The 23,115-nt window shown below is 44.0% G+C and carries 19 protein-coding genes; 6 read left to right on the forward strand and 13 right to left on the reverse strand.

Features of this window, described 5'->3' with window-relative positions; translation table 11 throughout:
- Positions 1-17 precede the first annotated feature (17 nt).
- Entirely contained in the window at positions 18-656 is a 639-nt protein-coding gene (locus SPUTW3181_RS20570) for an MliC family protein (RefSeq protein ID WP_011791188.1), read from the reverse strand.
- A 336-nt stretch (positions 657-992) separates the two neighbouring features.
- On the opposite strand from SPUTW3181_RS20570, the gene SPUTW3181_RS20575 reads away from it, so the two are divergent.
- Positions 993-2,315: a M48 family metallopeptidase gene (locus SPUTW3181_RS20575; RefSeq protein WP_011791189.1), complete on the forward strand. Its 1,323-nt coding sequence runs from the start codon at positions 993-995 to the stop codon at positions 2,313-2,315.
- 264 nt (positions 2,316-2,579) lie between these two features.
- Here the strand turns inward: SPUTW3181_RS20575 and SPUTW3181_RS20580 are convergent, their stop codons facing one another.
- The 4 genes from SPUTW3181_RS20580 to SPUTW3181_RS20595 form a co-directional block, all read right to left on the reverse strand.
- Positions 2,580-2,870 (reverse strand): hypothetical protein, encoded by a 291-nt coding sequence (locus SPUTW3181_RS20580; RefSeq protein WP_011791190.1) that lies wholly within the window; start codon positions 2,868-2,870, stop codon positions 2,580-2,582.
- 128 nt (positions 2,871-2,998) lie between these two features.
- Positions 2,999-3,424 carry a hypothetical protein gene (locus tag SPUTW3181_RS20585; RefSeq protein WP_011791191.1) on the reverse strand — a complete coding sequence of 142 codons (426 nt, stop codon included), beginning with the start codon at positions 3,422-3,424 and terminating at the stop codon, positions 2,999-3,001.
- A gap of 193 nt (positions 3,425-3,617) precedes the next feature.
- Complete coding sequence (locus tag SPUTW3181_RS20590; RefSeq protein ID WP_011918310.1) at positions 3,618-3,983, reverse strand: hypothetical protein; 366 nt, start codon at positions 3,981-3,983, stop codon at positions 3,618-3,620.
- Between the two features lie 580 nt (positions 3,984-4,563).
- Positions 4,564-5,343, reverse strand: coding sequence for a class I SAM-dependent methyltransferase (locus tag SPUTW3181_RS20595; protein ID WP_011791192.1), 780 nt, complete (start codon positions 5,341-5,343; stop codon positions 4,564-4,566).
- Between the two features lie 220 nt (positions 5,344-5,563).
- Here SPUTW3181_RS20595 and SPUTW3181_RS20600 point away from each other — a divergent pair, with 220 nt between their 5' ends.
- Positions 5,564-7,828, forward strand: a complete 2,265-nt coding sequence (locus tag SPUTW3181_RS20600; RefSeq protein WP_011791193.1) for a bifunctional diguanylate cyclase/phosphodiesterase — start codon at positions 5,564-5,566, stop codon at positions 7,826-7,828.
- 136 nt (positions 7,829-7,964) lie between these two features.
- Positions 7,965-8,810: a 23S rRNA (adenine(2030)-N(6))-methyltransferase RlmJ gene (locus SPUTW3181_RS20605; protein ID WP_011791194.1), complete on the forward strand. Its 846-nt coding sequence runs from the start codon at positions 7,965-7,967 to the stop codon at positions 8,808-8,810.
- Between the two features lie 324 nt (positions 8,811-9,134).
- Here the strand turns inward: SPUTW3181_RS20605 and SPUTW3181_RS20610 are convergent, their stop codons facing one another.
- Both SPUTW3181_RS20610 and SPUTW3181_RS20615 read right to left on the reverse strand, forming a co-directional pair.
- Complete coding sequence (locus SPUTW3181_RS20610) at positions 9,135-9,884, reverse strand: lytic transglycosylase domain-containing protein (RefSeq protein WP_011791195.1); 750 nt, start codon at positions 9,882-9,884, stop codon at positions 9,135-9,137.
- A 106-nt stretch (positions 9,885-9,990) separates the two neighbouring features.
- A complete protein-coding gene (locus tag SPUTW3181_RS20615) occupies positions 9,991-10,554 on the reverse strand; it encodes a LemA family protein (RefSeq protein WP_011791196.1) in 564 nt (187 codons plus the stop codon).
- A 542-nt stretch (positions 10,555-11,096) separates the two neighbouring features.
- On the opposite strand from SPUTW3181_RS20615, the gene SPUTW3181_RS20620 reads away from it, so the two are divergent.
- On the forward strand, positions 11,097-12,653 hold the full coding sequence (locus SPUTW3181_RS20620; RefSeq protein ID WP_049766863.1) for an AbgT family transporter: 1,557 nt from the start codon (positions 11,097-11,099) through the stop codon (positions 12,651-12,653).
- 80 nt (positions 12,654-12,733) lie between these two features.
- Here the strand turns inward: SPUTW3181_RS20620 and SPUTW3181_RS20625 are convergent, their stop codons facing one another.
- The 4 genes from SPUTW3181_RS20625 to SPUTW3181_RS20640 form a co-directional block, all read right to left on the reverse strand.
- Positions 12,734-13,054 carry a hypothetical protein gene (locus SPUTW3181_RS20625; protein ID WP_011791198.1) on the reverse strand — a complete coding sequence of 107 codons (321 nt, stop codon included), beginning with the start codon at positions 13,052-13,054 and terminating at the stop codon, positions 12,734-12,736.
- A gap of 32 nt (positions 13,055-13,086) precedes the next feature.
- On the reverse strand, positions 13,087-13,371 hold the full coding sequence (locus tag SPUTW3181_RS20630; RefSeq protein WP_167313638.1) for a hypothetical protein: 285 nt from the start codon (positions 13,369-13,371) through the stop codon (positions 13,087-13,089).
- A 131-nt stretch (positions 13,372-13,502) separates the two neighbouring features.
- On the reverse strand, positions 13,503-16,637 hold the full coding sequence (locus SPUTW3181_RS20635; protein WP_011791200.1) for an efflux RND transporter permease subunit: 3,135 nt from the start codon (positions 16,635-16,637) through the stop codon (positions 13,503-13,505).
- Between the two features lie 9 nt (positions 16,638-16,646).
- On the reverse strand, positions 16,647-17,792 hold the full coding sequence (locus SPUTW3181_RS20640; protein ID WP_011791201.1) for an efflux RND transporter periplasmic adaptor subunit: 1,146 nt from the start codon (positions 17,790-17,792) through the stop codon (positions 16,647-16,649).
- Between the two features lie 770 nt (positions 17,793-18,562).
- Between SPUTW3181_RS20640 and SPUTW3181_RS20645 the strand changes: the two genes are divergently transcribed.
- Positions 18,563-19,210, forward strand: a complete 648-nt coding sequence (locus SPUTW3181_RS20645) for a glutathione S-transferase family protein (RefSeq protein WP_011791202.1) — start codon at positions 18,563-18,565, stop codon at positions 19,208-19,210.
- Between the two features lie 25 nt (positions 19,211-19,235).
- Here the strand turns inward: SPUTW3181_RS20645 and SPUTW3181_RS20650 are convergent, their stop codons facing one another.
- Together SPUTW3181_RS20650 and prlC are read right to left on the reverse strand one after the other, a co-directional pair.
- Positions 19,236-19,766, reverse strand: coding sequence for a thioesterase family protein (locus SPUTW3181_RS20650; RefSeq protein ID WP_011791203.1), 531 nt, complete (start codon positions 19,764-19,766; stop codon positions 19,236-19,238).
- 175 nt (positions 19,767-19,941) lie between these two features.
- A complete protein-coding gene (prlC, locus tag SPUTW3181_RS20655) occupies positions 19,942-21,981 on the reverse strand; it encodes an oligopeptidase A (protein WP_011791204.1) in 2,040 nt (679 codons plus the stop codon).
- A gap of 309 nt (positions 21,982-22,290) precedes the next feature.
- Here prlC and SPUTW3181_RS20660 point away from each other — a divergent pair, with 309 nt between their 5' ends.
- On the forward strand, positions 22,291-23,079 hold the full coding sequence (locus tag SPUTW3181_RS20660) for a hypothetical protein (RefSeq protein ID WP_011791205.1): 789 nt from the start codon (positions 22,291-22,293) through the stop codon (positions 23,077-23,079).
- The last annotated feature ends 36 nt before the right edge of the window (positions 23,080-23,115 follow it).

Here is a 23,115-nt window from a genome sequence, read left to right on the forward strand (position 1 = left end):
CCAACCTTCAATTAACGCTATTTGGTTACCAGTTTACAGGTCATTTCCGGCGTGTCGTAGCCCCAAACTACTTTTGCCTCACCTTGATGCTCCCATAAGCTCTCATTTCTGCCCTGATATTTAGCACCACTACCACTGGGTTGTACAAACATCAGCGAGGTTTGATCGCCGCGTTCGGCAATCAGGGTAGCTGGCTCGGTTTTAAAATAAGTCACGACCAATTCATTAGCAGGACTGCCGTCACAGGCATAAGACACAGGTCCCGTCATTTCAACTAAACGATATTGTGCCTGTAGCTCGGCAATGCGCGTTTGATAGCTAGATTGAATACACGCGTGTTTATCGTCGCTCTTCCAGCATTCATTACGCCCTTTCACCCAACCACGTTGCATCGCTTTTAAAGTAGGAGGCTGTTCATTCTTTGCTTTTTCAAGTGCTTGGCTATAAACCTTAGCTAACTGATTATCGAGTTGGTTCAGCCCCGCATCCTTACAGACCATGTCTTCAATACTGCCAGCATTCACTTTCGCGCAGTCAAAAGAAGGCTCGTTAGCCGCCATTGCTCCTGCACTTAACGCGCTAACCATCACGCCTGCGGCACAGTACCATTTGAAACCCAATCGATTACTTATCATCTTATTTGTTAACTTGCCCATATCAATTCCTTTGTATTTCTGTGGCTTGTTTCAACGCTTGCCATAGCTACCCCAACAGCCGATCTGTTGCGGAAACACCTAATTCTAGTGCGCGGCGAGGAAAATGCCCAGGACTAAGAGCCACTTACCAACCGATGTCCGCCTGCATAATCGGACACTTTAGCGCTAAAAAGCCACAAAATCCTGACGAAATTGACCTACTATAATTTATGCATGATTGATTAAACTGAATGACAAAACGGTTAATTTTTTGCTTTGCGCGCGATAGTGGTTGAATTTCCTAGTGAAATTGACTATTTTCACGCCGCTTGTCACTTCACTAGGAAAAGGATCAACATGGAACACGTTATGACCACAGGGAACGATAATCCCATCCAAATGGCCGATACTGTTTACTCGAAGGAAAAATCACTGTTCACCATATTAGCCATTATTTCAGGACTCGCCTGGGCAGGATTGATCATAGGCACTCTAGGTGCCGCGCTGCTTTATGTATTGGCGTTTTTCATTATCTATCTCTTTAGCCATTCCGCCTTTATCAGCTACTTAAAAGGCACCGCTGTTGAGATCAACGCAGAGCAATTCCCTGATTTACATAAACAATATTTAGCCTGCTGCGAACGCTTAGAAATAAAAGAACCACCAAAGGCCTACCTACTCGCCGCCGACGGCATGCTCAATGCGTTGGCGACTCGCTTTCTCGGCCGCAACTACATAGTGCTATTTTCATCGATTGTAGATGCACTTGAGTCCGATAAAGATGCGCTCAACTTCTATATCGGCCACGAGCTAGGCCATATTCGCCGCAATCATATAGGTAAAGCGCCTTTTTTACTCTTCGCCACTTGGTTACCGTTAGTCGGCGCGGCTTATTCTCGTGCCTGTGAATATACCTGCGATCTCCACGGGTTACGTTGCTGCAACAGCTTACGTTCTGCCACCAATGCGGTTGCTGTATTAGCCGCAGGCGTCGAGCAATGGAAGCGTATGAATGTAGAGCAATATATTCGCCAAACCCAAGAATCGAGCGGTTTTTGGATGTCATTACACGAGCTTAATGGCAGCTATCCTTGGTTAACTAAACGTATGGCAAGAGTCCAAGCCAAGGCGCAGGGCAAAGATTATGTGGCGCCTTCTCGCAGTGCATGGGCTTATGTATTTAGCATCTTTATGCCACGCTTAGGTACAACGGGTGGTGGATTGATTATCTTGGCTGCGATTATTGGCATTGCGGCGGCGATTGCCGTTCCGGCCTATAAAGACTATCAAGAAAAAATGGGGGCAAGCATAAGCTACGATACGCCAAACGATACACCAACATTGATGCTCACCGTTCCCGATGCATCACTAGCAATGGCACATATCGACCAAAGACATCAATCATTAATCCCCATCACTGACACCTTAACCCGCTATTATCAAACCAATAAAGCTTGGCCAACGGAATTAGAAGTGCTTGGGTTAACAGACGAACAACTGGAAACATTTAACCTATACACAGATGGCATAGTGGGTTTTGTTGGGGGCGAAGCGCTCGGAGATTACCAAGATTATGAGGTATACCTCTCACCTCAAGTCGATGAACAAAACAATATCACTTGGCTCTGCAGCAGTAACGGTATTCCCGATGAATATCTGCCAGTAGATTGCCGAGGTTAAGATTGAAAAGCGCTGCAATTGCAGCGCTTTTATTATCCATAAGCAAATTTAAACAATATAGTTGATTATTGAATGTAAATATTCCGCATCTCATTCTGCTCCTTTTCTGACGTAACTTTCTAAATGCGGAATGAGATAATAGGAGGAATATTTTTCATCTTCTCTCAAAGAAACGCCACAAAGCTGACTTACTAAAAGGAGTGGATAGGTATCCTGACTAACTCTTGCTAACCTCATATAGAGGATAGGAAATATCTCCTCCGATTACATATTGAGATCTATCTGTGTAACCGCTTCCAACCATTGAGCAATCTGAATAAGTTGCTGCTCTTGCGTAAGCCGTGTTGATTCAATTTCAAACAACTTTTGCCCTTGGTCACTTAATAATCGCCACAGTGATAACCAACCTTCTCGGTTATCACTCACCACTTCATAGGTGTGCTGCCCGCGCTTTAATATGATGCGCCAATTACCGAAGAACGATGGGTAATCTTCAAAGACCTGAACCGAAAAACCGGACGCATTGAGCATTGAATACAGTGCTGCTTGTTGCATATATGGATCTCATATCAGTTTTTATTATGCACTCACTTTTATACCACCTGAAACGCACATACTTAAAATATATATACGCTTTCAACCGGCTAAAAACGGTCATTCGAGTGATGTTCACAACACAAGGATCAACACTGCTCGAAGTACAATTCCACATTTAACGGCTGATCATCGATAAGTGCCCTGAAGGGGGCTGAAGACTCAATCGATTGCCTGAATACGGGCAACTCATCTGGCGAATGGCACCATTCATTACCGCCGTTAAGCTGTCGCAGTGCATCGGTTAAGGGAAAGTACTGTCTAAGGTGTAACTGATAAGGCTCATCTTCATCGGTGATGATAAATTGTCTTGTGACACTTAGCGAAAATTGACGAGAGTTGCAAATACCCCACTCGTACAACAACATGTCACCATCTTCATTAATCTCCACATCATCAAAACGCTGTTCGCCATAAAACGCCAACATCACCTCCAACGCTCGGCGCGGTGTGATGATATCAATTGACTGTCCCAGTCTTTTTTTAAGTTCGTCTTGCGAGTCGGATAATTTCATTGGCTTTCTCTAACTGACTATTTAGTAGCAAATAATTGGACATTTCTTAGTTAGACTTTTAGATCTAATTAGTGAGTATTGGATTAAAATTTCTATGAAATAACGCCGTTTTAAGCGACGATTAATAGCTTGCTAAAATGTGAAACAAAGTGGAACCAAGCAAGCTATTACGAGTCAGACTTTAAAATCCTTGTTAGGTTACGTTTGAATTACTAAGTTTTTCTTTTGATATAAAGAAATTATAAATGAGCAAGATAAACATAAATTGAAATATGGCATAAAGAATCCAAACTCGACTCTCTATTTTTTGAGTCATTGTTTGATATGAGCTTTGTGCTTCTAATTGTGTTTCAAGAAGCTGAATACGCGCTTTTAGAACTTCTAAATTTTCAGTGTGTTTTTCTGGCCTTGTATCTAGTGGGCGACTTAGCTCCATAACAGAATTAAAGTCTCCAACCCTTACGACTAAATCTAGAGATGAGTAAAGCCCAAAAGCTACCAATGAGAAAAGCATAATCATCATAAACTTCTTAGATAGCTTAAATTGACCAACATCCATGCATTAAACTCCGTAGTAACATAACGTCTTAGTATTTATGCGCTGCGCTGTTTGCAGGGCATAAATCGCTTGTTGACTCAATCTTAAATATGGCCGCTGCCACATCCATGTAAGTGGGTATAAATAATGCTATAGGAGTTTGCTTTTTTGCGGTAGCGGTTTTTTATACAGTTTGAGGGGTAATCACTTGATATCGTTTTAGCTTTCTCATTCTTTTAAGCTCACTTTCTACTGATTATTGACCTTAATTTGCAGAATTTTAGTCCTATGTTTTGATTGGTATCTATTACGTTGAAGGATAAATGGGTGGATAGAACGCACCTTTTTAAAGACTTTTAATGACGAATAGACAAATTGCGTGAGTTCGGAAGCGATAGAAAATTTGTCAATGAGCACAAGGAGCTTTCAACTTCATAGGGGCGTCTTGGAACATCCAAGGGCGAAGGGCCTGCGGCCGTTTTGAGCGCGAGATAGGGATATTGAACTGGCTATTTAACATGGACGTTTTTGATAGGACAAACAGTCCTCCTTGGTCGGGTGGAGGGTGAAGCCCCACGACTTTGGGGCAATAGCTTTTTATCTATTTCATTGCGGCTTTTACATAAACATCGAAGCGATTTTTTTTCGTGTCGATAACCATACTAGGCTTCACCCCATCCAAATCTTCGGCATAATCAGGGCGCTTAACGACGACACGTTTAGTTGCTAATGCTAAAGCGGGAGCGAGCAAACCATCGGCATCTAAATCGGCGCCCACTAAAGATTGAAATACCCGCATTTCCTTTTTAACGAGTGCCGACTTATCACGGTGGGGATACATAGGATCGAGGTAAACCACATCCACCTCTTGTTCCAGTTTTGATAAGGCTTCAAGGCTTGAACCATGAAATAGCTGCATCCGCTCATGCATCCAATCGCCGATTTCAGCGTCTTGATAGGCGCGCCGTAACCCGTCCTCTAGCAAGGCAGCCACGACAGGATGACGCTCGACCATAGTCACAGTACAACCTAAGCTGGCAAGTACGAATGCATCGCGCCCTAAACCCGCAGTACCATCAACCACACTTGGTGTTACCCCTTGCTTTAAGCCAACGGCCTTAGCGATAGATTGTCCGCGGCCACCACCAAATTTGCGACGATGAGCAACGGCGCCAGTGACAAAATCGACTAATATGCCATCGAGTTTAGGCTCATCGCGCTTATGTAGCGTTAAGCTGTCCGATTCAAAACGCAATTCGAAGGGTGCATTGGCATCATAAATCAGTTGCCAGCGCGCACATATGTCCACCAGTGTTGGGTATTGCTGATTAAAAAAAATCGGAGTCACAGGCTGTCTTCTAACCAATAAAATGGCCGTCATTATGCCTAATAATTTGATTGATGAACACTTGGGCGAGTAGGACACTTCCTCACAATGTGCGATTTAAGTTAGGGGTTAAAACATCAAACTCAAACAAGCATTAATATGTAACACTTTAATTTACAAAGATATAAATCTATTTGTATAACAATACCATGATTTATGTTATATGTTATGTCCCACTAGCTGGTGTGATTTCCGTATGGGATAAGGATATTTTTTGTTTCAATGGCTTAAAGGTTTTTTATTTATCAGGGAGCAAGATTTCTTAAATCCTGATAGAGAATTATTAAAAACCAGCTTACTACGGATTATTTTGCTCAGTGGTGCCATCTTAACCACCAGCATTGTGCTGCACAGTTCTTTAATGGCCTATCAGCTAAATCTTAGCTTTGTCATTATTATCACCGTCAGCTTTTTGAGTGTGCTGATCTCTGCTTTGTGGTTCACCCGCCGATATTTGATGCTCAGTTCAATCAGCCTGTTGGCTATGGTTGTCGCAGCCTGCATATGCATCTTGTTGTTTGTTCCTGATTTTAATTTGTCGCAAGCAGGCATTATTTTTTTATATACCCTACCACTGATGGCACTTTTTCTCTTTGGGGCAAAAGCTGCCATCATAATGATGTTTTTCAATGTATTACCCTTTTTACTGCTACTGCAAAATCGTAACCTCCCGACGATTATCGATATTGATATCAGTATGCCTGCAACCCATGCCTACCTAAATGGCTTGCTGTTTACGTTTTTTAATATCTGTATTCCTTTGTCGGCAATGCGGCTATTAAAAACTCAAAAAATTCATTCGCAGCAGATGATTAAGCACCATGAGGCACTGCAACACACACTAGAGCAATACACTGAAATATTTGAAAATAATGGCACGGCCTCTTTCTTTTGTAATGAAGATGGGCTGATTCTCAACCTAAATGATGCAGCAAAAAATATCGCCAACGATGTCAGGGTAAACCAGACTCGACTATCTGATATTTTTGAACTGGCGGAAGATACTCCCATCAATTTGTTTGCAGCATCTTTCCCTACACATTTAAAAAACAACCCTAAAGCCAAATACTTACTACAAAAAGCCTCATTACAGCATCACGATACTTTACTGTTTCACTGCCATGATGTTACCGAACAGACAAATCATGCAATTGAATTAAGCCGACTTAAAAAACACCATATCAGCACACATTTTTATGACTTAGTCACCAGTCTGCCAAACGAGAATCATTGGTATAACCCTGCGCCGAGTGTTATCCATCAAAAAATGACTGTTGCGATTGTCAAAATTGATAACCTTAGCCAAATTAATGCTGCGTTCGGCATTCAAATAGGAGATGCCCTGCTCAAAACCTTTGCAAATGAGCTAAAACATCGTTTTGGCCAACATGCAAAAATATACCGCTTTAGGGGAGCCTCCTTCGCGCTTGAATTTACCAGTTTGCCGCTCATTTCCCCTGAAAATCTCGCTCAACAATTGCGTGAACGTATTCCGACCAACTTACAACTTAAACAAGAACAACAAGTTGAATACCATCTCGAATGCCGTGTTGGTTGCAGTTCAGGCACAAAAGCCTCACCACAGCAAGCTGCAGAACAATGCTTAATTGCTATAAAACAAACGACTCAAGCAAGCCCTGTGATGGTGTATTACATTGGCCTTATCAATAATTTACTCGAAGCATCATCACAAAAAGCAAGGATCCGTGACGCCCTAAAATACAATCGCCTCGAAATGTGGCTACAACCTCAGGTGATGGCTAATGGCCATATTATAAGTTTTGAAGCTCTTGCCAGAATGTTCGACGAAGATGGCACAATGATAATGCCCAATACATTTATCCCCATTATTGAGTCATCCCAACTACAGGCAATCTTTGCCATAAAAGTGTTCCGACAATTACTACAGTTGATCCGTTCTTGGCCTAAAAATGTGCCTCCGGTGAAGATTGCTTTCAACCTATCAGGACAGGATATTCTGTCGGATCGATTCTTTAAGGTGCTGATACAGACCTATATGAATCACCCTGAGCTTATCCCATTATTAGAAATTGAAATCACCGAAACATCAGTGTTTTCAACCTATAAAGAAACTGGACGCCGTCTTAACACCCTTGCACGAATGGGTGTATCTATCGCAATTGATGATTTTGGTACTGGGCATGCGTCATTGAGCCAACTTATCGATATCAGCGCAGATACGATTAAAATCGATCGCTACTTTATCAGCCAACTTGGGATTAGCGAGCGCCATACCCAAATTGTGAATGCGGCTATCCTATTAGCAAAGAGTTTAAAATTGAACGTCATTGCCGAGGGGATTGAAACTGAGGCCCAACTGTCGCAACTCACCGCTTTAGGCTGTAAGCAATTTCAAGGTTATTTATTTGGAAAACCCGCCCCAGCCAATCTTTGGCTGAAAACCTTTCAAATGCAAACCCCCATGCACTGGTTCCCTGATAAAAAAAGTGCCAACTAAGGCCTTAAATTCTCTCTATAGCCAAGTAATACCAAGATAAGAATGTCAAAATCTTGAGGTTATGATCATCGCAGGTATAATTGGTCACTGCCGTTTGCCTCTCTTTGCTACATTTGCAAATTACTAGGATCCCCCCATGTTAAGTTACCGCCATGGTTATCATGCAGGCAATTATGCCGATGTGCTAAAGCACGCTATCTTGCTGCAAACCTTGCAGTTGATGCACAAGAAAGACAAGCCACTCGTGTATATCGATACCCATGCAGGCGCGGGGGGTTATGCTTTAAGTGATGAGTTTGCACAGAAAACCGGAGAGTATCTCGACGGCGTAGCCAAACTCTGGGATAAAAGCGATTTGCCTAAAGCCTTACAAGATTATGTTGAGGCTGTACGCCACTTTAATGAAGACAACCCGGAAGAACTCAACTTTTACCCCGGCTCCCCTGCCATTATCGATATGGCACTTGGCCCAAAAGATCGCATGGTACTGCATGAGTTACACAGTACGGACTATGTTTTACTGGATGATTATTTCTGTGAAGATAGGCAAGTCAAAGTCATTAAGGGTGATGGACTAAAAGGGCTTATTGCCGCTGTTCCTCCCCTAGAGCGCCGTGCGCTGGTATTAATCGACCCAAGTTATGAGATGAAAACCGACTACCAAGATGTCGCTGAAACGCTGATCAAAGCCCACAAACGCTTTGCTACGGGAGTTTTTATGCTGTGGTATCCAGTTGTGAATCGTGCTCAAACCGAAGGTATGTTATCGCGCCTCGCCAACAGCGGCATTAAGCGCCAACTGAGAATAGAGCAAGCAATTAAACCCGATTCGAATGAGTTTGGCATGACAGCCGCAGGATTGTGGATCATTAATCCACCATGGCAATTAGATGAAATTGCAACAGAATTAATGAATTACTTAGGTAAAACACTCGGTCAAGCTGGCGGAAATGTCACCGTAAAATGGGAAGTGGGCGAGTAAAAATCGATGGCAGCGATGGCTGTTAGTCCGCTGCCAGCAATAATACCAATCACATTAAATATCTAATCAGTTCAGAGCCTCACAGGCATCTCAATCCAAGGCGCATTGACGCAGAAATGGTCATTCCCTTTTAAGTCAATGCAACACGGGAGTGGGATGCCTGTGTGGCTCCCGAAGGGCGGGTTGCAACGCGCTTTATACTGCGTTCAAGGCTTTCGACAGAGCACCACTATGCCTTCAAGCCTTCGCTTGTCTAAAGCGCGTTGAACTCCCGCTGAATGAACAGATATTTAATACGATTGGTATAAATGCACAGTCATATTCCTAGGCTCGGTTTTGTTCACGATAGCGCTTCAATAAAATTTGTACCCGCTCAACATAGGCTTGAGTCTCAGGATAGGGCGGAATGCCATTATACTGTGTCACAGTTGTTGGTCCCGCATTATAGGCTGCACAGGCTAAGGCAATATCGCCATTAAATTGCTTTAGCATTTGTGCTAAATATTTACTGCCACCCAAAATATTTTCTTCAGGCAAAAATGCATTTATAACGCCCATTTCTTTCGCTGTTTCTGGCATTAATTGCATTAATCCCATAGCGCCACTACGTGATACCGCGCGGGAATTAAAAGCCGATTCAGCATGGATCACGGCGCGAATTAACGCAGGTTCTAACTGATGTTTATGGGCGGCTTGAGCGATTAATGCATCATAATTTGCGCTAAATAAACGAATGGCATTCCAATCAATGTTCGAGTCCGGGCGGCAGGCAAAACACTCGTACAATAAAATTTGGTATTGGTTATTACTGGGTGCCTTATCGGAAAATACAGTAACACCATTAGCTTGTTGATATTGATATACTTTAAACTTCTCTTGCCCTTCGCGGCTGAGGATTCCCGTCTCAGAATAACGTGCCACGATTCGAGGTTTTGAATGGGCATCCTGTGCATTATTCGCCATCACTGCACTCGAAAGCAGCAACAGGCATATTCCTAACAACCATAAGTTACTAGGCCATTTAAACAATGCCGATAACTGTATATCAGTACGGTGCATCAAGAGCCTATACATTCTTAAGAATCAGTTACTCAATAATAGCAAAGCATTATGGTTCTGAAGGTTTACACTGCAAATTTTAGTATAAACATGGCTTCGATTTGAGCATCCCTTTAAAGCCTTATAGATAATCAACAGCATCCATAGGAACCTTGGGAACCTCAATCAGTTCAAAGAGAGGCATAACCTTAATACTCGCCATTGAGGCAATAATCGAACCGGGGAAGATTTCAACCGCTGTATTCAATTCAGATACTGCTAAGTTGTAAAAACGGCTGGCATTCGCGATATCAGACTCAGCTTCGCTATAGTTTTGTATCGCCTCCAGCATAGTATTATCGGATTTCAGATCGGGATAATCATCAATATTGGCGACTAACTTAGCCATTTTATGATTCAACTGCTCTGCATTAATAAAATGTACTTTCACTTCTTGAGGATCAAACATGCGATAAGCGGAAGCAGAGGTTGTCAGTAACTCATTAATTTCTTTAAATAACAGCTCATCATGTTTATGTTGGCCCGCAATTTCAAGGACCCTGTATATAAATTCATTGCGGCTGGTAAGCTGTGCATCGATACCCGACAGAGCTTCAAGTGCAGTATTCCGTTTTTTGACTAGGCTAACATACCAAAGGTAAGCCACGATAAAAACGAGCGATAACCCTAAAAGAAATTTATCCATCTTCCATCCTTAGTCTTTTTTATTCTAATGGGTACAGCTAATCACAAATGAATAAGAATTTCATCTAAAGCACAGTGTTAGGTCTTAAAAATCGTAATACGCCAAATTCAATGTTCAACTTTTCCTCAAAAGATCCAAAATCAACCATAAACACCAGAGACTAACGATTCAGCTCCAATACAGCAAAAATGGTCTATAGTAAAAATGCACAACGTTAGAGCAACCATTTTGCTCGTGAATACTGGACTCCTCGAGAGTCCATTTTTTTATCCTGAGTTTTCCCTGTTACCCTCGCTACACCATTTAAGTTTCAATTAAAACTTAACAATCATACTTCCCAACCATTTTTTAACTTTTGCCTTAGCTTTCATACACAATCATATTCATTTTAGCTACGTCATTCAGTTATCTGCGCTTAAGGCCTGTTTTTGCGCTAACGAGAATACGATTGGCAAAGGTTCATATAAAGGAAGGACGATAGTTTGAGCGCCGACGATAAATTCACCCCAAAGACTCCCAAAAACCCTCTACCCAATAGTGACATTAGCCATAGCGGGTGGTTTGTGCGTTTCCTCAATATTGTCGAGCGATTAGGTAATTTACTGCCCCATCCTATTACCCTGTTTGCCCTTTTCTGTGTTGCCGTGATTCTTATTTCTGGGATTGCAGGTTACTTTGAACTCACGGTTGCCGACCCAAGACCTGTGGGATCCCATGGCCGCAGTGCTGATGGTCTGATCCATGTAGTAAGCCTAATGAATGCAGAAGGCTTGCGTATGATAGTGTCGAATTTAGTCACAAACTTCACCGGTTTTACGCCGCTCGGCACGGTACTTGTCGCATTACTGGGCGTAGGGATTGCGGAACGCTCGGGCTTATTATCCGCGGCAATGCGCGCCTTAGTCATGGGGGCATCAAAGCGACTGGTGACTGTCACTATCGTATTTGCAGGAATTATGTCTAACACGGCAGCCGAGCTTGGCTATGTGGTGCTCATCCCTATGGCCGCGATGATTTTTCATTCATTGGGGCGCCATCCCCTTGCAGGTTTAGCCGCTGCCTTTGCGGGGGTTTCTGGGGGTTACAGTGCTAATTTATTACTCGGAACGGTTGATCCTTTACTGTCGGGAATTACCGAGGCAGCAGCGCGTATGATTGATCCAGACTATAGCGTTGGCCCCGAGGTAAATTGGTATTTTATGTTTGTTTCGACGTTTGTGATTACCTTCCTTGGCGCCTTCGTCACCGAAAAAATCGTCGAGCCTAAGCTAGGAAAATACCAAGATGGTGATGCAGATGAAACGGTTCTGCAATCGATGGAATCGGTGAGTGCCATTGAGAAGCGTGGCTTAAAATGGGCAGGACTATCGGTACTGATATTGGCAATAATGTTGGCACTTTTAGTTGTGCCAGAGGGGGCGCCACTGCGCCATCCTGACACGGGTTTAGTTTCAGGCTCACCCTTTCTCAAGGGGATCGTTGCCTTTATCTTTATCTGCTTTGCCATTCCGGGTTTTGTCTACGGCAAAGTCGTCGGTAGCATTAACAATGATCGGGATGTGATCAATGCCATGTCTCACAGCATGAGCACTATGGGCCTCTATATCGTCCTTGTCTTTTTTGCGGCGCAATTTGTCGCCTTCTTTAACTGGAGTAATTTAGGTGCTGTACTCGCAGTATTAGGTGCCGATGCACTGCAATCCATTGGACTAACAGGCCCAATCCTATTCCTGTTCTTTATTATGCTGTGTGGATTTATCAACTTGATGCTTGGCAGCGCCTCGGCGCAGTGGGCTATTACCGCCCCAATTTTTGTGCCTATGTTAATGCTAGTCGGTTATGCGCCAGAAACGATCCAAGCGGCATATCGTATTGGCGATTCGGTAACAAACTTAGTCACGCCTATGATGAGTTACTTTGGATTAATCCTTGCGGTAGCCTGTCGTTATCAAAAGAACTTAGGCATAGGTACGCTAATTGCCACTATGCTGCCTTACACTTTAGTGTTTTTCGTGGGCTGGACGGCGTTTTTCTTCCTGTGGGTATTTGGTTTTGGTCTGCCTGTAGGACCTGGCGCGGCAACTTACTACACGCCTTAAAGGCGGGTTTAACTTTCGATAGGTTTATTAGGGCGTCGCAACAGGTCTCGACGCCCCTTTTAATGGGCGGATTTAATGAATTAGTCGTACAACCATTCCATTAAAAAGCTACAAATCAGCAAGAAAACCCCAAGGTTGAACACCAGCGCCTGTAATTTCGCCTTAGGCGATTTATCGTCGACTTGGATCATGACCTGACTTAACGGAGTAAAAAACACATTGGGTTCGAGCCCCATGCCGATAAAAAATACCGCCACGGCGAGACTACGGGTAAGTTCGGGGACGACAAGCTGCTCAAGATAGAACTCATATGCTCCATAGGCCAAAATACCAATAGCGATACCATGACAAATGATGGCTACGACAAATTGCTTAGTGATAAGGCTGCTAACCGATGACACGATTTGACTCCTAAACCAACGATGTGCATTGATTATGGACGAGATTTGCCGCGCAGTTTATCTCTTCTGTGATTTAACTGCATCCATAGCGTCCAGCCAAATAGCACACCACTCACGGGATAAATATACAGCGCAACTTTTAGTGCCTGCCAAAATGAAATCTCTGAGGTGAAGTATTGAAACCCCGCCACTAAAAGTGACGTCACACTCCCCCAATACAGCACACCAATCACCAAGATGAAATACCACTTCCCCCTCGCGAGAGACGCCTCTAATTTGGCTAACTTATCCGGCTTTACGTTATCCACTTCAGACATCACATGCTCCTTTACTCGTCCAATATGCCCAAATTAATTCAAGGCGGCTATCCATTTTTGCAACGATAACCTTTCTTATCTCCCAAAAAAAGCCCTGCGAATACAGGGCTTTGATTAATTCAGACGTTAGATTACTCCGCCGATGTCGGCTTTTCGTCTTTCGCTTTTCTCTCTCGCTTACTGAAGATACGCTCAACAATAACGAAGAATAAGGGCACGAAGAAGATACCTAAGAAGGTCGAGCTCATCATACCACCAAGAACACCAGTACCGATGGCGTTTTGGCTACCAGAACCGACGCCAGTACTGATCGCTAATGGCACAACACCCAAACCAAAGGCTAAGGACGTCATCAAAATAGGACGCAGACGAACGCGAACCGCATGCAGCGTCGCCTCCACTAAACCAGCGCCTTTTTCGTAGTACTCTTTAGCAAACTCCACAATCAAGATTGCGTTCTTAGTCGCTAAGCCAACCGTTGTAAGTAGACCTACTTGGAAGAATACGTCGTTTGGTAAACCACGACCATTCATCGCTAACAATGCACCAATAATCCCCAACGGCACCACCAGCACAACGGCAAAGGGTACCGACCAGCTTTCATAAAGAGCAGCAAGTACGAGGAATACCACTAAGATTGACAGTGCATATAACGCAGGTGCTTGGTTACCCGACAAACGCTCTTCGTAGGATAAACCGTTCCACTCAATGCCAAAGCCAGGAGGCAACTGCTTGACCAGATCTTCCATAATATCCATGGCAGCACCAGTACTAAATCCTGGAACTGTAGCTCCTTGAATATTCATCGCTGGCAAACCATTAAAGCGTTCTAGGCGTGGAGAGCCATACTCCCACGTACCCATAGCGAAGGCAGAGAATGGCACCATATCACCTTTATTATTGCGTACATACCAAGTGTCTAAATCACCCGGTTGCATACGGTACTGAGCATCACCTTGTACATAAACCTTTTTAACACGGCCACGGTCAATAAAGTCGTTCACATATGAACCACCCCAAGCCGTTGCAAGCACACTGTTAACATTAGCGATTTCAATGCCGAGCGCGCTTAACTTAGCGTGATCTATATGCAATTGGTAAATTGGCGCATCTTCCTGACCATTAGGACGTACGCCCACTAGATTAGGATTCTGTGCCGCCATACCTAATAGCTGATTTCGTGCAGCCAGTAACTTTTCATGGCCTTGACCATTCTTATCCTGTAAGAACATATCAAAACCGTTAGCCGTACCTAACTCAATCACCGCAGGCGGTACGAAAGCGAAGACAAACGCGTCCTTCATTTGACTGAATACGCCCATAGCACGACCCGCAATGGATTGAACATCAGCACCAGGAGCCGTACGCTCAGACCAATCCTTCAGCCCCACGAAAGCGATACCCATATTTTGCCCTTGACCCGCAAAACTAAAGCCCGCCACGCTAAATACTGATCTCACACCCTCTTCAGCCATAAAATGATCAGACACTTTCTCTAAGACTTTTAAGGTACTTTCTTGAGTTGAGTTTGTCGGTAAAATGGCCTGCGTAAACAAAATACCTTGGTCTTCATCTGGCAAGAAAGCGGTTGGCATACGCATGAAGATCCAACCGACGGCAACAACCAGTGCAACGTAAATCATCATGACCCTAAAGCCACGCTTGATGATACCCGCCACACTCGACTCATAACGGTTGGTTAATCGATCAAAACCACGGTTAAACCAACCGAAGAATCCCGTTTCAATATGGCCGTGACCCTTCTTGAGTGGCTTGAGCATGGTCGCACAAAGTGCTGGCGTTAAAATCAAAGCCACCAATACAGACAACGCCATCGCCGACACGATAGTGATTGAGAACTGACGATAAATCACCCCTGTTGAGCCAGACATAAATGCCATAGGGACAAATACCGCAGATAGCGTCAAACCGATACCAACCAAGGCGCCGGTGATTTGATCCATCGATTTACGAGTCGCCTCAAGCGGACTGAGTCCTTCCTCCGACATCACCCGCTCGACGTTCTCCACCACCACAATCGCGTCGTCTACCAGCAAACCGATCGCCAGCACCATAGCAAACATAGTGAGCGTATTGATCGAGAACCCCGTTGCCGACAAGATAGCGAAGGTACCCAGCAATACCACAGGAACAGCAATCGTTGGGATCAAAGTTGCACGGAAATTTTGCAAGAAGAGGTACATGATGAGAAACACCAGTACAACGGCTTCTAACAATGTGTGTACAACGCCTTCAATGGATTTTTCAACAAAAGGTGTAGTGTCATAGGGATAAACGACTTCCAACCCTTGTGGGAAGAAAGGTTTCATCTCAGCGATTTTAGCTCGGACAGCTTCTGCAGTATCGAGAGCATTTGCCCCCGTCGCGAGTTTAATCGCTAGACCTGTTGCAGGCTTACCATTGTATAGGGACACAACGGAATAACTTTCAGAACCTAACTCAACTCGAGCAACATCACCCAAGAAAACGTTCGCGCCAGAAGTATCTGATTTAAGAATAATCTTGCGGAATTCTTCTGGTGTTTGTAAACGGCTTTGGGCTGATACTGTCGCATTTAGCTCTTGACCAGCAACCGATGGCGTACCACCCAGTTGACCCGCAGAAACCTGTGCGTTTTGAGCGCGAATAGCCGCGACAACATCCAAGCTAGTCAAATTGTATTGGGTTAGTTTTAGCGGATCTAACCATATACGCATCGCGTATTGAGCGCCGAATATCTGAATCTCACCCACACCAGAAACACGGCTCATAGGATCTTGTACGTTAGAACCTACATAGTCAGCGATATCACTCTTATCCAGTGAACCATCCGTTGACACGAAGCCTAAAACCAATAAGAAGCCAGAGCTGGATTTGTTAACATTAACGCCCTGTGATTGCACTTCCTGTGGCAGCAGCGTCATCGCCCCTTGCAACTTGTTTTGAACCTGAACCTGTGCAATGTCGGCATCGGCTTCTGCGTTAAAGGTTAGGGTAATAGACGCGTTACCAAAACTATCACTGGTTGAAGTGATATAGCGCAGATGGTCGATCCCCGTCATCCGCTGCTCAATAACCTGAGTGACTGAGTCCTCAACAATCTTAGCCGAAGCGCCGGGGTAGTTAGCACTGATCACCACAGTTGGAGGTGCAATGCTCGGATATTGAGACACTGGCAGAGAACGGATTGATAGGATCCCCGCCAACATAATAATTAAGGCGATCACCCACGCAAAGATGGGGCGATCAATAAAAAAACGTGCCATAGCTATGCCCTATTGTGCTTGCGTTTCAGAAATAACTTTGGGAGTGACTGGCGCTCCGGGGCGAATTTTTTGTAAGCCTTCCACAATCAACTTATCACCGACTGAAAGCCCTTCAGTAATACGCCACTCGTGACCAATAGCCTCTGCTGTTGTCACCGTTTTTGCTTCAACAACACCTTGATCATTCACAACCATAGCCACAGCTTCACCTTTAGAGTTACGGCTAATGGCTTTTTGTGGAACTAGAATAGCTTGAGGATCAGTACCAGCATTTAGCACTGCGCGAACATACATACCGGGTAACAAGATACCATCAGGGTTTGGAAACTCGGCGCGCAGAATAACGGAGCCAGTGTTCTCATCCACACTGACTTCAGCAAATTGCAACTTACCTAAATGACCATAGGTTGTACCGTCTTCCAATACCAACTGTACATCAGCATTATCCGCAGCCTGTAACTTACCTTGTTTTAGCTTAGCTTTAAGGCGCAATAGTTGTGCACTCGATTGCGCGATATCCACATTGATTGGATCAAGCTGTTGAATCGTTGCTAAGGTTTGGCTTTGGTTCGCTGTCACCAACGCCCCGGCTGTGACACTCGACTTACCGATACGACCGGAAATTGGTGCTAATACTTCTGTATATTGCAGGTTAATCTTAGCCGTATTGATTGCGGCTTCAGCCACAGTGACACTGGCCAATGCCTCTTTGTATGCAGCTTCGGCTTCGTCGAAATCTTGCTTACTGATCGCATTCGTTTTCACTAATTGCTGATAACGAGCCGCTTTAGCTTTCGCCGATGCTAGACTCGCATTCGCTCTGGCTAAATCTGCATTCGCACTGACGAGTGCCGCTTTGTATGTCGCTGAGTCTATTTGATATAAAGACTCGCCCTGCTTCACATTGCCGCCCTCTACGAAGCTACGCTTAGTGATAATACCATTTACCTGCGGGCGAACTTCGGCCTCGAGGAACGCTTTACTGCGACCCGGTAACTCCACTTGGATAACCTGAGGCTTAGCGACAACATTGAGAATTCCCACTTCCATGCTCTGCGGCCCAGCCCCTGTTTGAGCTGTCTCTTCTTGAGGGCTGCAAGCTGCCATCCATAACGCCACGCTTATAACTGAGGCAAGTTTAATTGTCTGCCGCATGAGAACTCCTTCAAATATTAACGACCTACACACCAGTACACTTATTTGTGCTGACACGATCGTAATTATAACCAAAATAAAAGCTGTTACTTATCGCATAACCTATAGGGATCAACAAGGAAGATAACCGAACAAAAGTGTAAACTAATGCAAATATTTACACTGGCGGCCATACTAAATTCACTTAGTTGTTATTCCATTTAAAATGTATGCTAACTATGGATAAGATTGTTAGATATATACAAGGTATAACACTTAATCAGCCTACTCTATATCTAGAATGTTGCAAATTTGTTCTACATTACGGCACTGTTAAAACCAGAGATTAGCTAGCGGCTTAACAGTGACATTAGAAAACATCTGAGGTTTGATCAGCAGAAATAGATACTCTCACTAAAACAACAACCTTCGGACCTGCCATTTTAGTGTTTACCCTAATTCAGGGCAAATCTGAAATCATTATTTATACTCCATTAAATGAAACTCAGATTCCCACAAATAATGCTTCTATAAAACCCCCAATTGCTTACACACCTCAAGATAAATCAAGGCCATATTGGCTATTTAAAACACTTAAACTCCATCTTGATCTCACTTTCACGCGTTAATGTAACCCATAATTGTTAACACACTTGCATTTAGAGCATTTGCTCCAGTTTTAAGATATGGCTTCTCGTTAGCCCTATATGGAAATTAATGAACAAAAGTCTCGATTGCGACTAAAGTTAAATCATAACGTCAGTAGAACACTGGAGTTGGGGTGAAAACCTATGGAGCTTTTTTATCATCCTTTATCTCGTTATTCACAGAAAGTGTTGATTGCACTCTATGAAAAACAAGCTAATTTTTACCCGCGCATTACCGACTTAGGCGATCCACTATCACGCAAAGCATTTCATCAATTTTATCCACCCGCAAAATTACCATTGCTTAAAACCCAAGATGGCCAACTCATCCCTGAATCCAGCATTATTATCGAGTACTTAGATAGGCATTTTGATAACAGTACCCAACTTCTGCCACCAGAACCACAACGCAACTTACAGGTACGTTTGTTCGATCGCATCATAGACAATGATATTAACAACCCATTATTTCAATTAGAAAAGTTAAAGCATATAGAAGACAGTAATGAATTCGAAATCAAACAATTAGAGAAGCAACTACTGACACAGTTTCAACGCTTAGACGCGCAACTCACACAACATCATTGGGTCTGTGGCGACAGTTTTACTTTAGCCGATTGCGCCCTAATCCCTTGTTTAAGCTATAGCTTCCAACATTTAAACTTGTTGGATTTAGATGAAGTGGTTCGCTACTGGCAGCAGGCACAACTGCGCGGCGCTTGGATGTTAGTACAGGAAGAAGTGTTACAGGCAGAAATGGAGGAAACAACAGGAGTCAGAGGCATACCTTAGTGAAATAAGTCATGCCTCCATCGGATCACATATTACGTTCTTTTTTTAACTGCAAAAACGCTTTCCACTTCACCACTTCTGGCGGCAACTCAGGTGCAGGATCGGTATAACCCGCCTCTTTCACTAATACATCGAGCGGCACCTGCTTACCTTTGCACACAAACACGCCGCGTACATGCACGATACAATGCAGGCCACGTTCGCTCACAAAGCGCTGTTCGATATAAAAATACTTTTCATCCCAACCAACAACTTTGGTTTCAATTTCAAAGGTTTTTAGCGGCTTGATATCGCGAATATAGGTAAATTCGGCGGCGTTGACTATCGGCATCCACTTCAACTTTAAGAAGCGTTTCAGTAGACCCATCTCGGCGAGCATATAGGTCCGCGCCAGATCCATAAATGCGGGATAGCGGGAGTTAGTCAGATGGAAATTGATGTCACAATCGCTCGGTAAAGCACGATAAGTGATACGACTTGTGCCTAGAAAATCGATCTTACGACAATGGCGCGTACGCCAAAATAACAACCAAAACAAACGAAAATACAAATTCATAACGAGTCGCCCTTGAAATAAGAGCCACAGGCTAACAGAGGTCATACCACAGGGCAAGCGTGAATCAGATCACAAAAAAGACGCACTAAGGCGTCTTTTTATCGATCAATTAAGCTAAATACCCTCAGATAATCATCCCATTAAAATGGGCTGATTTATCAAAACTCACAATTACTTATGCAGCAATGCCTGAATGTCTTAACAGGGCATCGATATTCGGCTCGCGTCCCATAAATTGTTTGAACAAGTCCATAGGTTCAGCTGAACCACCCATTTCGAGGATATTGTGCAGGAAGCGACGACCCGTTTCAGGGTTGAAAATACCTTCCTCTTCGAAGCGGGAAAACGCATCTGCTGATAATACTTCTGCCCATTTATAGCTGTAATAACCTGCGGCATAACCGCCCGCAAAAATATGGGCAAAACCATGTTGGAAACGGTTAAAGTCCGGTGGTGTTAATACGGCCACCTGACGACGTACTTCGTCTAAGGTTTCTTGAATACGCGCGCCTTTAGCGGGATCGTATTCGTGGTGCATTCTAAAATCGAACAATGAGAACTCGAGTTGGCGCAGCATCATCATACCAGACTGGAAGTTTTTCGCCGCGAGCATTTTATCCAACAAGGCTTTAGGTAATGGCTCGCCCGTTTCGAAGTGACCAGAAATTTCGGCTAGGGCTTCTTCCTGCCAGCACCAGTTCTCCATAAATTGACTTGGTAATTCAACCGCATCCCAAGGCACACCATTAATACCCGACACACCTGCAACATCGATTTTGGTCAGCATATGGTGGATACCATGGCCAAATTCGTGGAACAGGGTTGTCACTTCATCATGGGTAAACAGCGCAGGTTTGCCATCGACCGGACCATTAAAGTTACAGGTCAAATAAGCCACTGGCTTTTGCAATCCATGAGCGGTTTGACGGCGCACACGGCAATCATCCATCCAAGCACCGCCGCGCTTACCCGTGCGGGCATATAAATCGAGATAGAAACTGCCTCTATGTTCGTCAGTTTCGTCGAAAATATCGAAGAAACGAACGTCGTTATGCCAACGGTCAAAATCTTTTTGCTCGACAATCTTAAGGCCAAACAAACGCGATACAGTGTAAAACAAGCCCGAGAGCACTTTATCCTCGGGGAAATACGGGCGCAGGATTTCCTGTGAAATCTCATACTTATGCTGTTGTAACTTCTCGGCATAGAAGCTTAAGTCCCAAGAGGCCATTTCAGTCACGCCATATTCGGCCTCGGCAAATGCTTTTAACTCGGCTAATTCGGCCTTGGCTTGATCTTTTGAGCGCAGCGCTAACTCATTTAAAAATGCCATCACCTGCGCCGGCGTTTCAGCCATTTTCGTCGCCAGAGATTTGTCAGCAAAACTGTCAAAACCGAGTAACAATGCGAGTTCGTGGCGCAAAGCAAGAATTTCGTCCATCAGCGGGCTGTTATCAAACTCGCCGGCATTGGGACCTTGATCCGAAGCGCGAGTGACAAACGCACGATAGCATTCTTCCCGAAGACTGCGATTTTCACTGTAAGTCATGACAGGTAAATAAGAAGGGAAATCTAAGGTGAATAACCAACCTTCTAGCTCACGTGCCTGCGCCATTGCTTTAGCGGCGGCTTTGGCAGACTCAGGCAAACCAGCAAGCTCGGCTTCATCTGTGATCAACTTAGTCCAAGCTTGTGTCGCATCCAGTAATTGATTCGAAAAGCCACTGGTGAGTTCAGAAAGACGTTTTACAATTTCGCCGTAACGCACCTTTTGCGTGTCATCTAAGCCAATGCCTGATAGTTCAAAGTCGCGTAGGCTGTGCTCTATCACCATCTGCTGCGCTTGGCTCAATTGCGCAAATTCATTGGAGGCTCGCAGTGCTTTATAGGCTTGATACAAACCTTGGTGTTGGCCAACGTAAGTGCCGTATTCCGATAAAAGTGGTAAACAAGCATCATGGGCGGCACGCCACTCATCTGTGCTAGTCACTGAATTCATATGAGAAACGGGCGACCAAATTTGGCTTAGTTCATCGTCAACCTGTTCTAATGGTGCGACCAAGTTGTCCCACGTAAAAGGACCTTGATTCTGCAGCACTTCATCAATCTTAGCGCGGCACTGAGCAATAGCATGCTCAACAGCGACTTGAATATGTTCCGGTTTTATCTGTGAAAAAAGTGGTAATTTTGCGCCGCTAAGCAAAGGGTTGCTCATATTGACTCCTCAACAATCTGTATAGGGTATCTTCAAGATGCCAGTTTCAGGATCTTGAGGTTATTTGGGTATAAATAAGGGCTAATACCCTATTTATCAAGGCGAGAATATCGATTGCCTCCTTCGACGAAGGCGCTAGCGGTAATTACACATAAAAAAAGTGAACTAGTTCTCAATTAATATTTACATCTAATTTACTTAAGTGAACTTGACGACTTGATCGCAAACCTAATCCATTCTCATTAACACTCAAATTCAAACGCGTTAAAATTCTCCTATCATCTAACTACAACTTAAACTGGCTGGTATATGGCAACACCCACGGTGATCTTTTCTCACATACTTTGCACTTTAGGGGTGCTCTGCTTAAACCAAACGGTATTGGCAAATGAAAGCCTAATCCAGACGGAAAGTATCTCAAGTCAACAACAGCCCAATCAAGATGCTGCACCTTTGGCGCTCACACTCGACCTTGGGTGGGATAGCAAATATATCTCACAGGGGCGTGACAATTTAAAACATGGTGGCATTTATTGGGCAAATGCTTCAATCCAATATAATAATCTAACGACCTACGCCTTAGTGGGGCGTGGTGATAGCCAAACCTATACCGAGTGGAATATTGGCTTTGAATATACCTTCAACGTGGTTGAGCAATTAGAAGCGAATTTGGGTTATCAACGAATTGAAGGGTTTAGCGACAACCGTTGCCAAGATAATGAGCTTTTCGGTGAACTCGCCTATACCGCGACACCTTGGTTAATACCTTCGGTAAGTTATGTTTACTCCACGGAGGCTGAAGGTTCTTTTGTTGAAGTGAGTTTACACAGTTATTGGAATATCACTGACCAATTCACTCTCACACCATATATCACTCAAGGTTTTGATTTTAAATATAGAACTGAAAAACATAATGGGAGAAACCATCTTCAACTTGGCCTAGAAGCAAGCTATCAAATCACATCCGAGATCAATCTAAGTGGCCATATAAGTCACAGCATAGCCCAGAACGATATTGAGCAAGAAATGGCGGAAAATGGTGATACTGGCTCACAGGATCAAACCTATGCTGGTATCCATGTGGCAATGACATTTTAGGCTCTTATCAACCTATATCGCCCAATATGATGCCCA

Origin of the sequence: Shewanella sp. W3-18-1, assembly GCF_000015185.1 — a bacterium.
Classification (GTDB): domain Bacteria; phylum Pseudomonadota; class Gammaproteobacteria; order Enterobacterales; family Shewanellaceae; genus Shewanella; species Shewanella putrefaciens.

Coding starts and splice junctions, on each gene's coding strand:
- SPUTW3181_RS20570 (WP_011791188.1), bottom strand. CDS start 656: ATGGGCAAGTTAACAAATAAGATGATAAGTAATCGATTGGGTTTCAAA.
- SPUTW3181_RS20580 (WP_011791190.1), bottom strand. CDS start 2,870: ATGCAACAAGCAGCACTGTATTCAATGCTCAATGCGTCCGGTTTTTCG.
- SPUTW3181_RS20585 (WP_011791191.1), bottom strand. CDS start 3,424: ATGAAATTATCCGACTCGCAAGACGAACTTAAAAAAAGACTGGGACAG.
- SPUTW3181_RS20575 (WP_011791189.1), top strand. CDS start 993: ATGGAACACGTTATGACCACAGGGAACGATAATCCCATCCAAATGGCC.
- SPUTW3181_RS20590 (WP_011918310.1), bottom strand. CDS start 3,983: ATGGATGTTGGTCAATTTAAGCTATCTAAGAAGTTTATGATGATTATG.
- SPUTW3181_RS20630 (WP_167313638.1), bottom strand. CDS start 13,371: ATGTCTGAAGTGGATAACGTAAAGCCGGATAAGTTAGCCAAATTAGAG.
- SPUTW3181_RS20650 (WP_011791203.1), bottom strand. CDS start 19,766: ATGAATTTGTATTTTCGTTTGTTTTGGTTGTTATTTTGGCGTACGCGC.
- SPUTW3181_RS20610 (WP_011791195.1), bottom strand. CDS start 9,884: ATGTATAGGCTCTTGATGCACCGTACTGATATACAGTTATCGGCATTG.
- SPUTW3181_RS20605 (WP_011791194.1), top strand. CDS start 7,965: ATGTTAAGTTACCGCCATGGTTATCATGCAGGCAATTATGCCGATGTG.
- SPUTW3181_RS20615 (WP_011791196.1), bottom strand. CDS start 10,554: ATGGATAAATTTCTTTTAGGGTTATCGCTCGTTTTTATCGTGGCTTAC.
- SPUTW3181_RS20635 (WP_011791200.1), bottom strand. CDS start 16,637: ATGGCACGTTTTTTTATTGATCGCCCCATCTTTGCGTGGGTGATCGCC.
- SPUTW3181_RS20660 (WP_011791205.1), top strand. CDS start 22,291: ATGGCAACACCCACGGTGATCTTTTCTCACATACTTTGCACTTTAGGG.
- SPUTW3181_RS20595 (WP_011791192.1), bottom strand. CDS start 5,343: ATGACGGCCATTTTATTGGTTAGAAGACAGCCTGTGACTCCGATTTTT.
- SPUTW3181_RS20640 (WP_011791201.1), bottom strand. CDS start 17,792: ATGCGGCAGACAATTAAACTTGCCTCAGTTATAAGCGTGGCGTTATGG.
- prlC (WP_011791204.1), bottom strand. CDS start 21,981: ATGAGCAACCCTTTGCTTAGCGGCGCAAAATTACCACTTTTTTCACAG.
- SPUTW3181_RS20645 (WP_011791202.1), top strand. CDS start 18,563: ATGGAGCTTTTTTATCATCCTTTATCTCGTTATTCACAGAAAGTGTTG.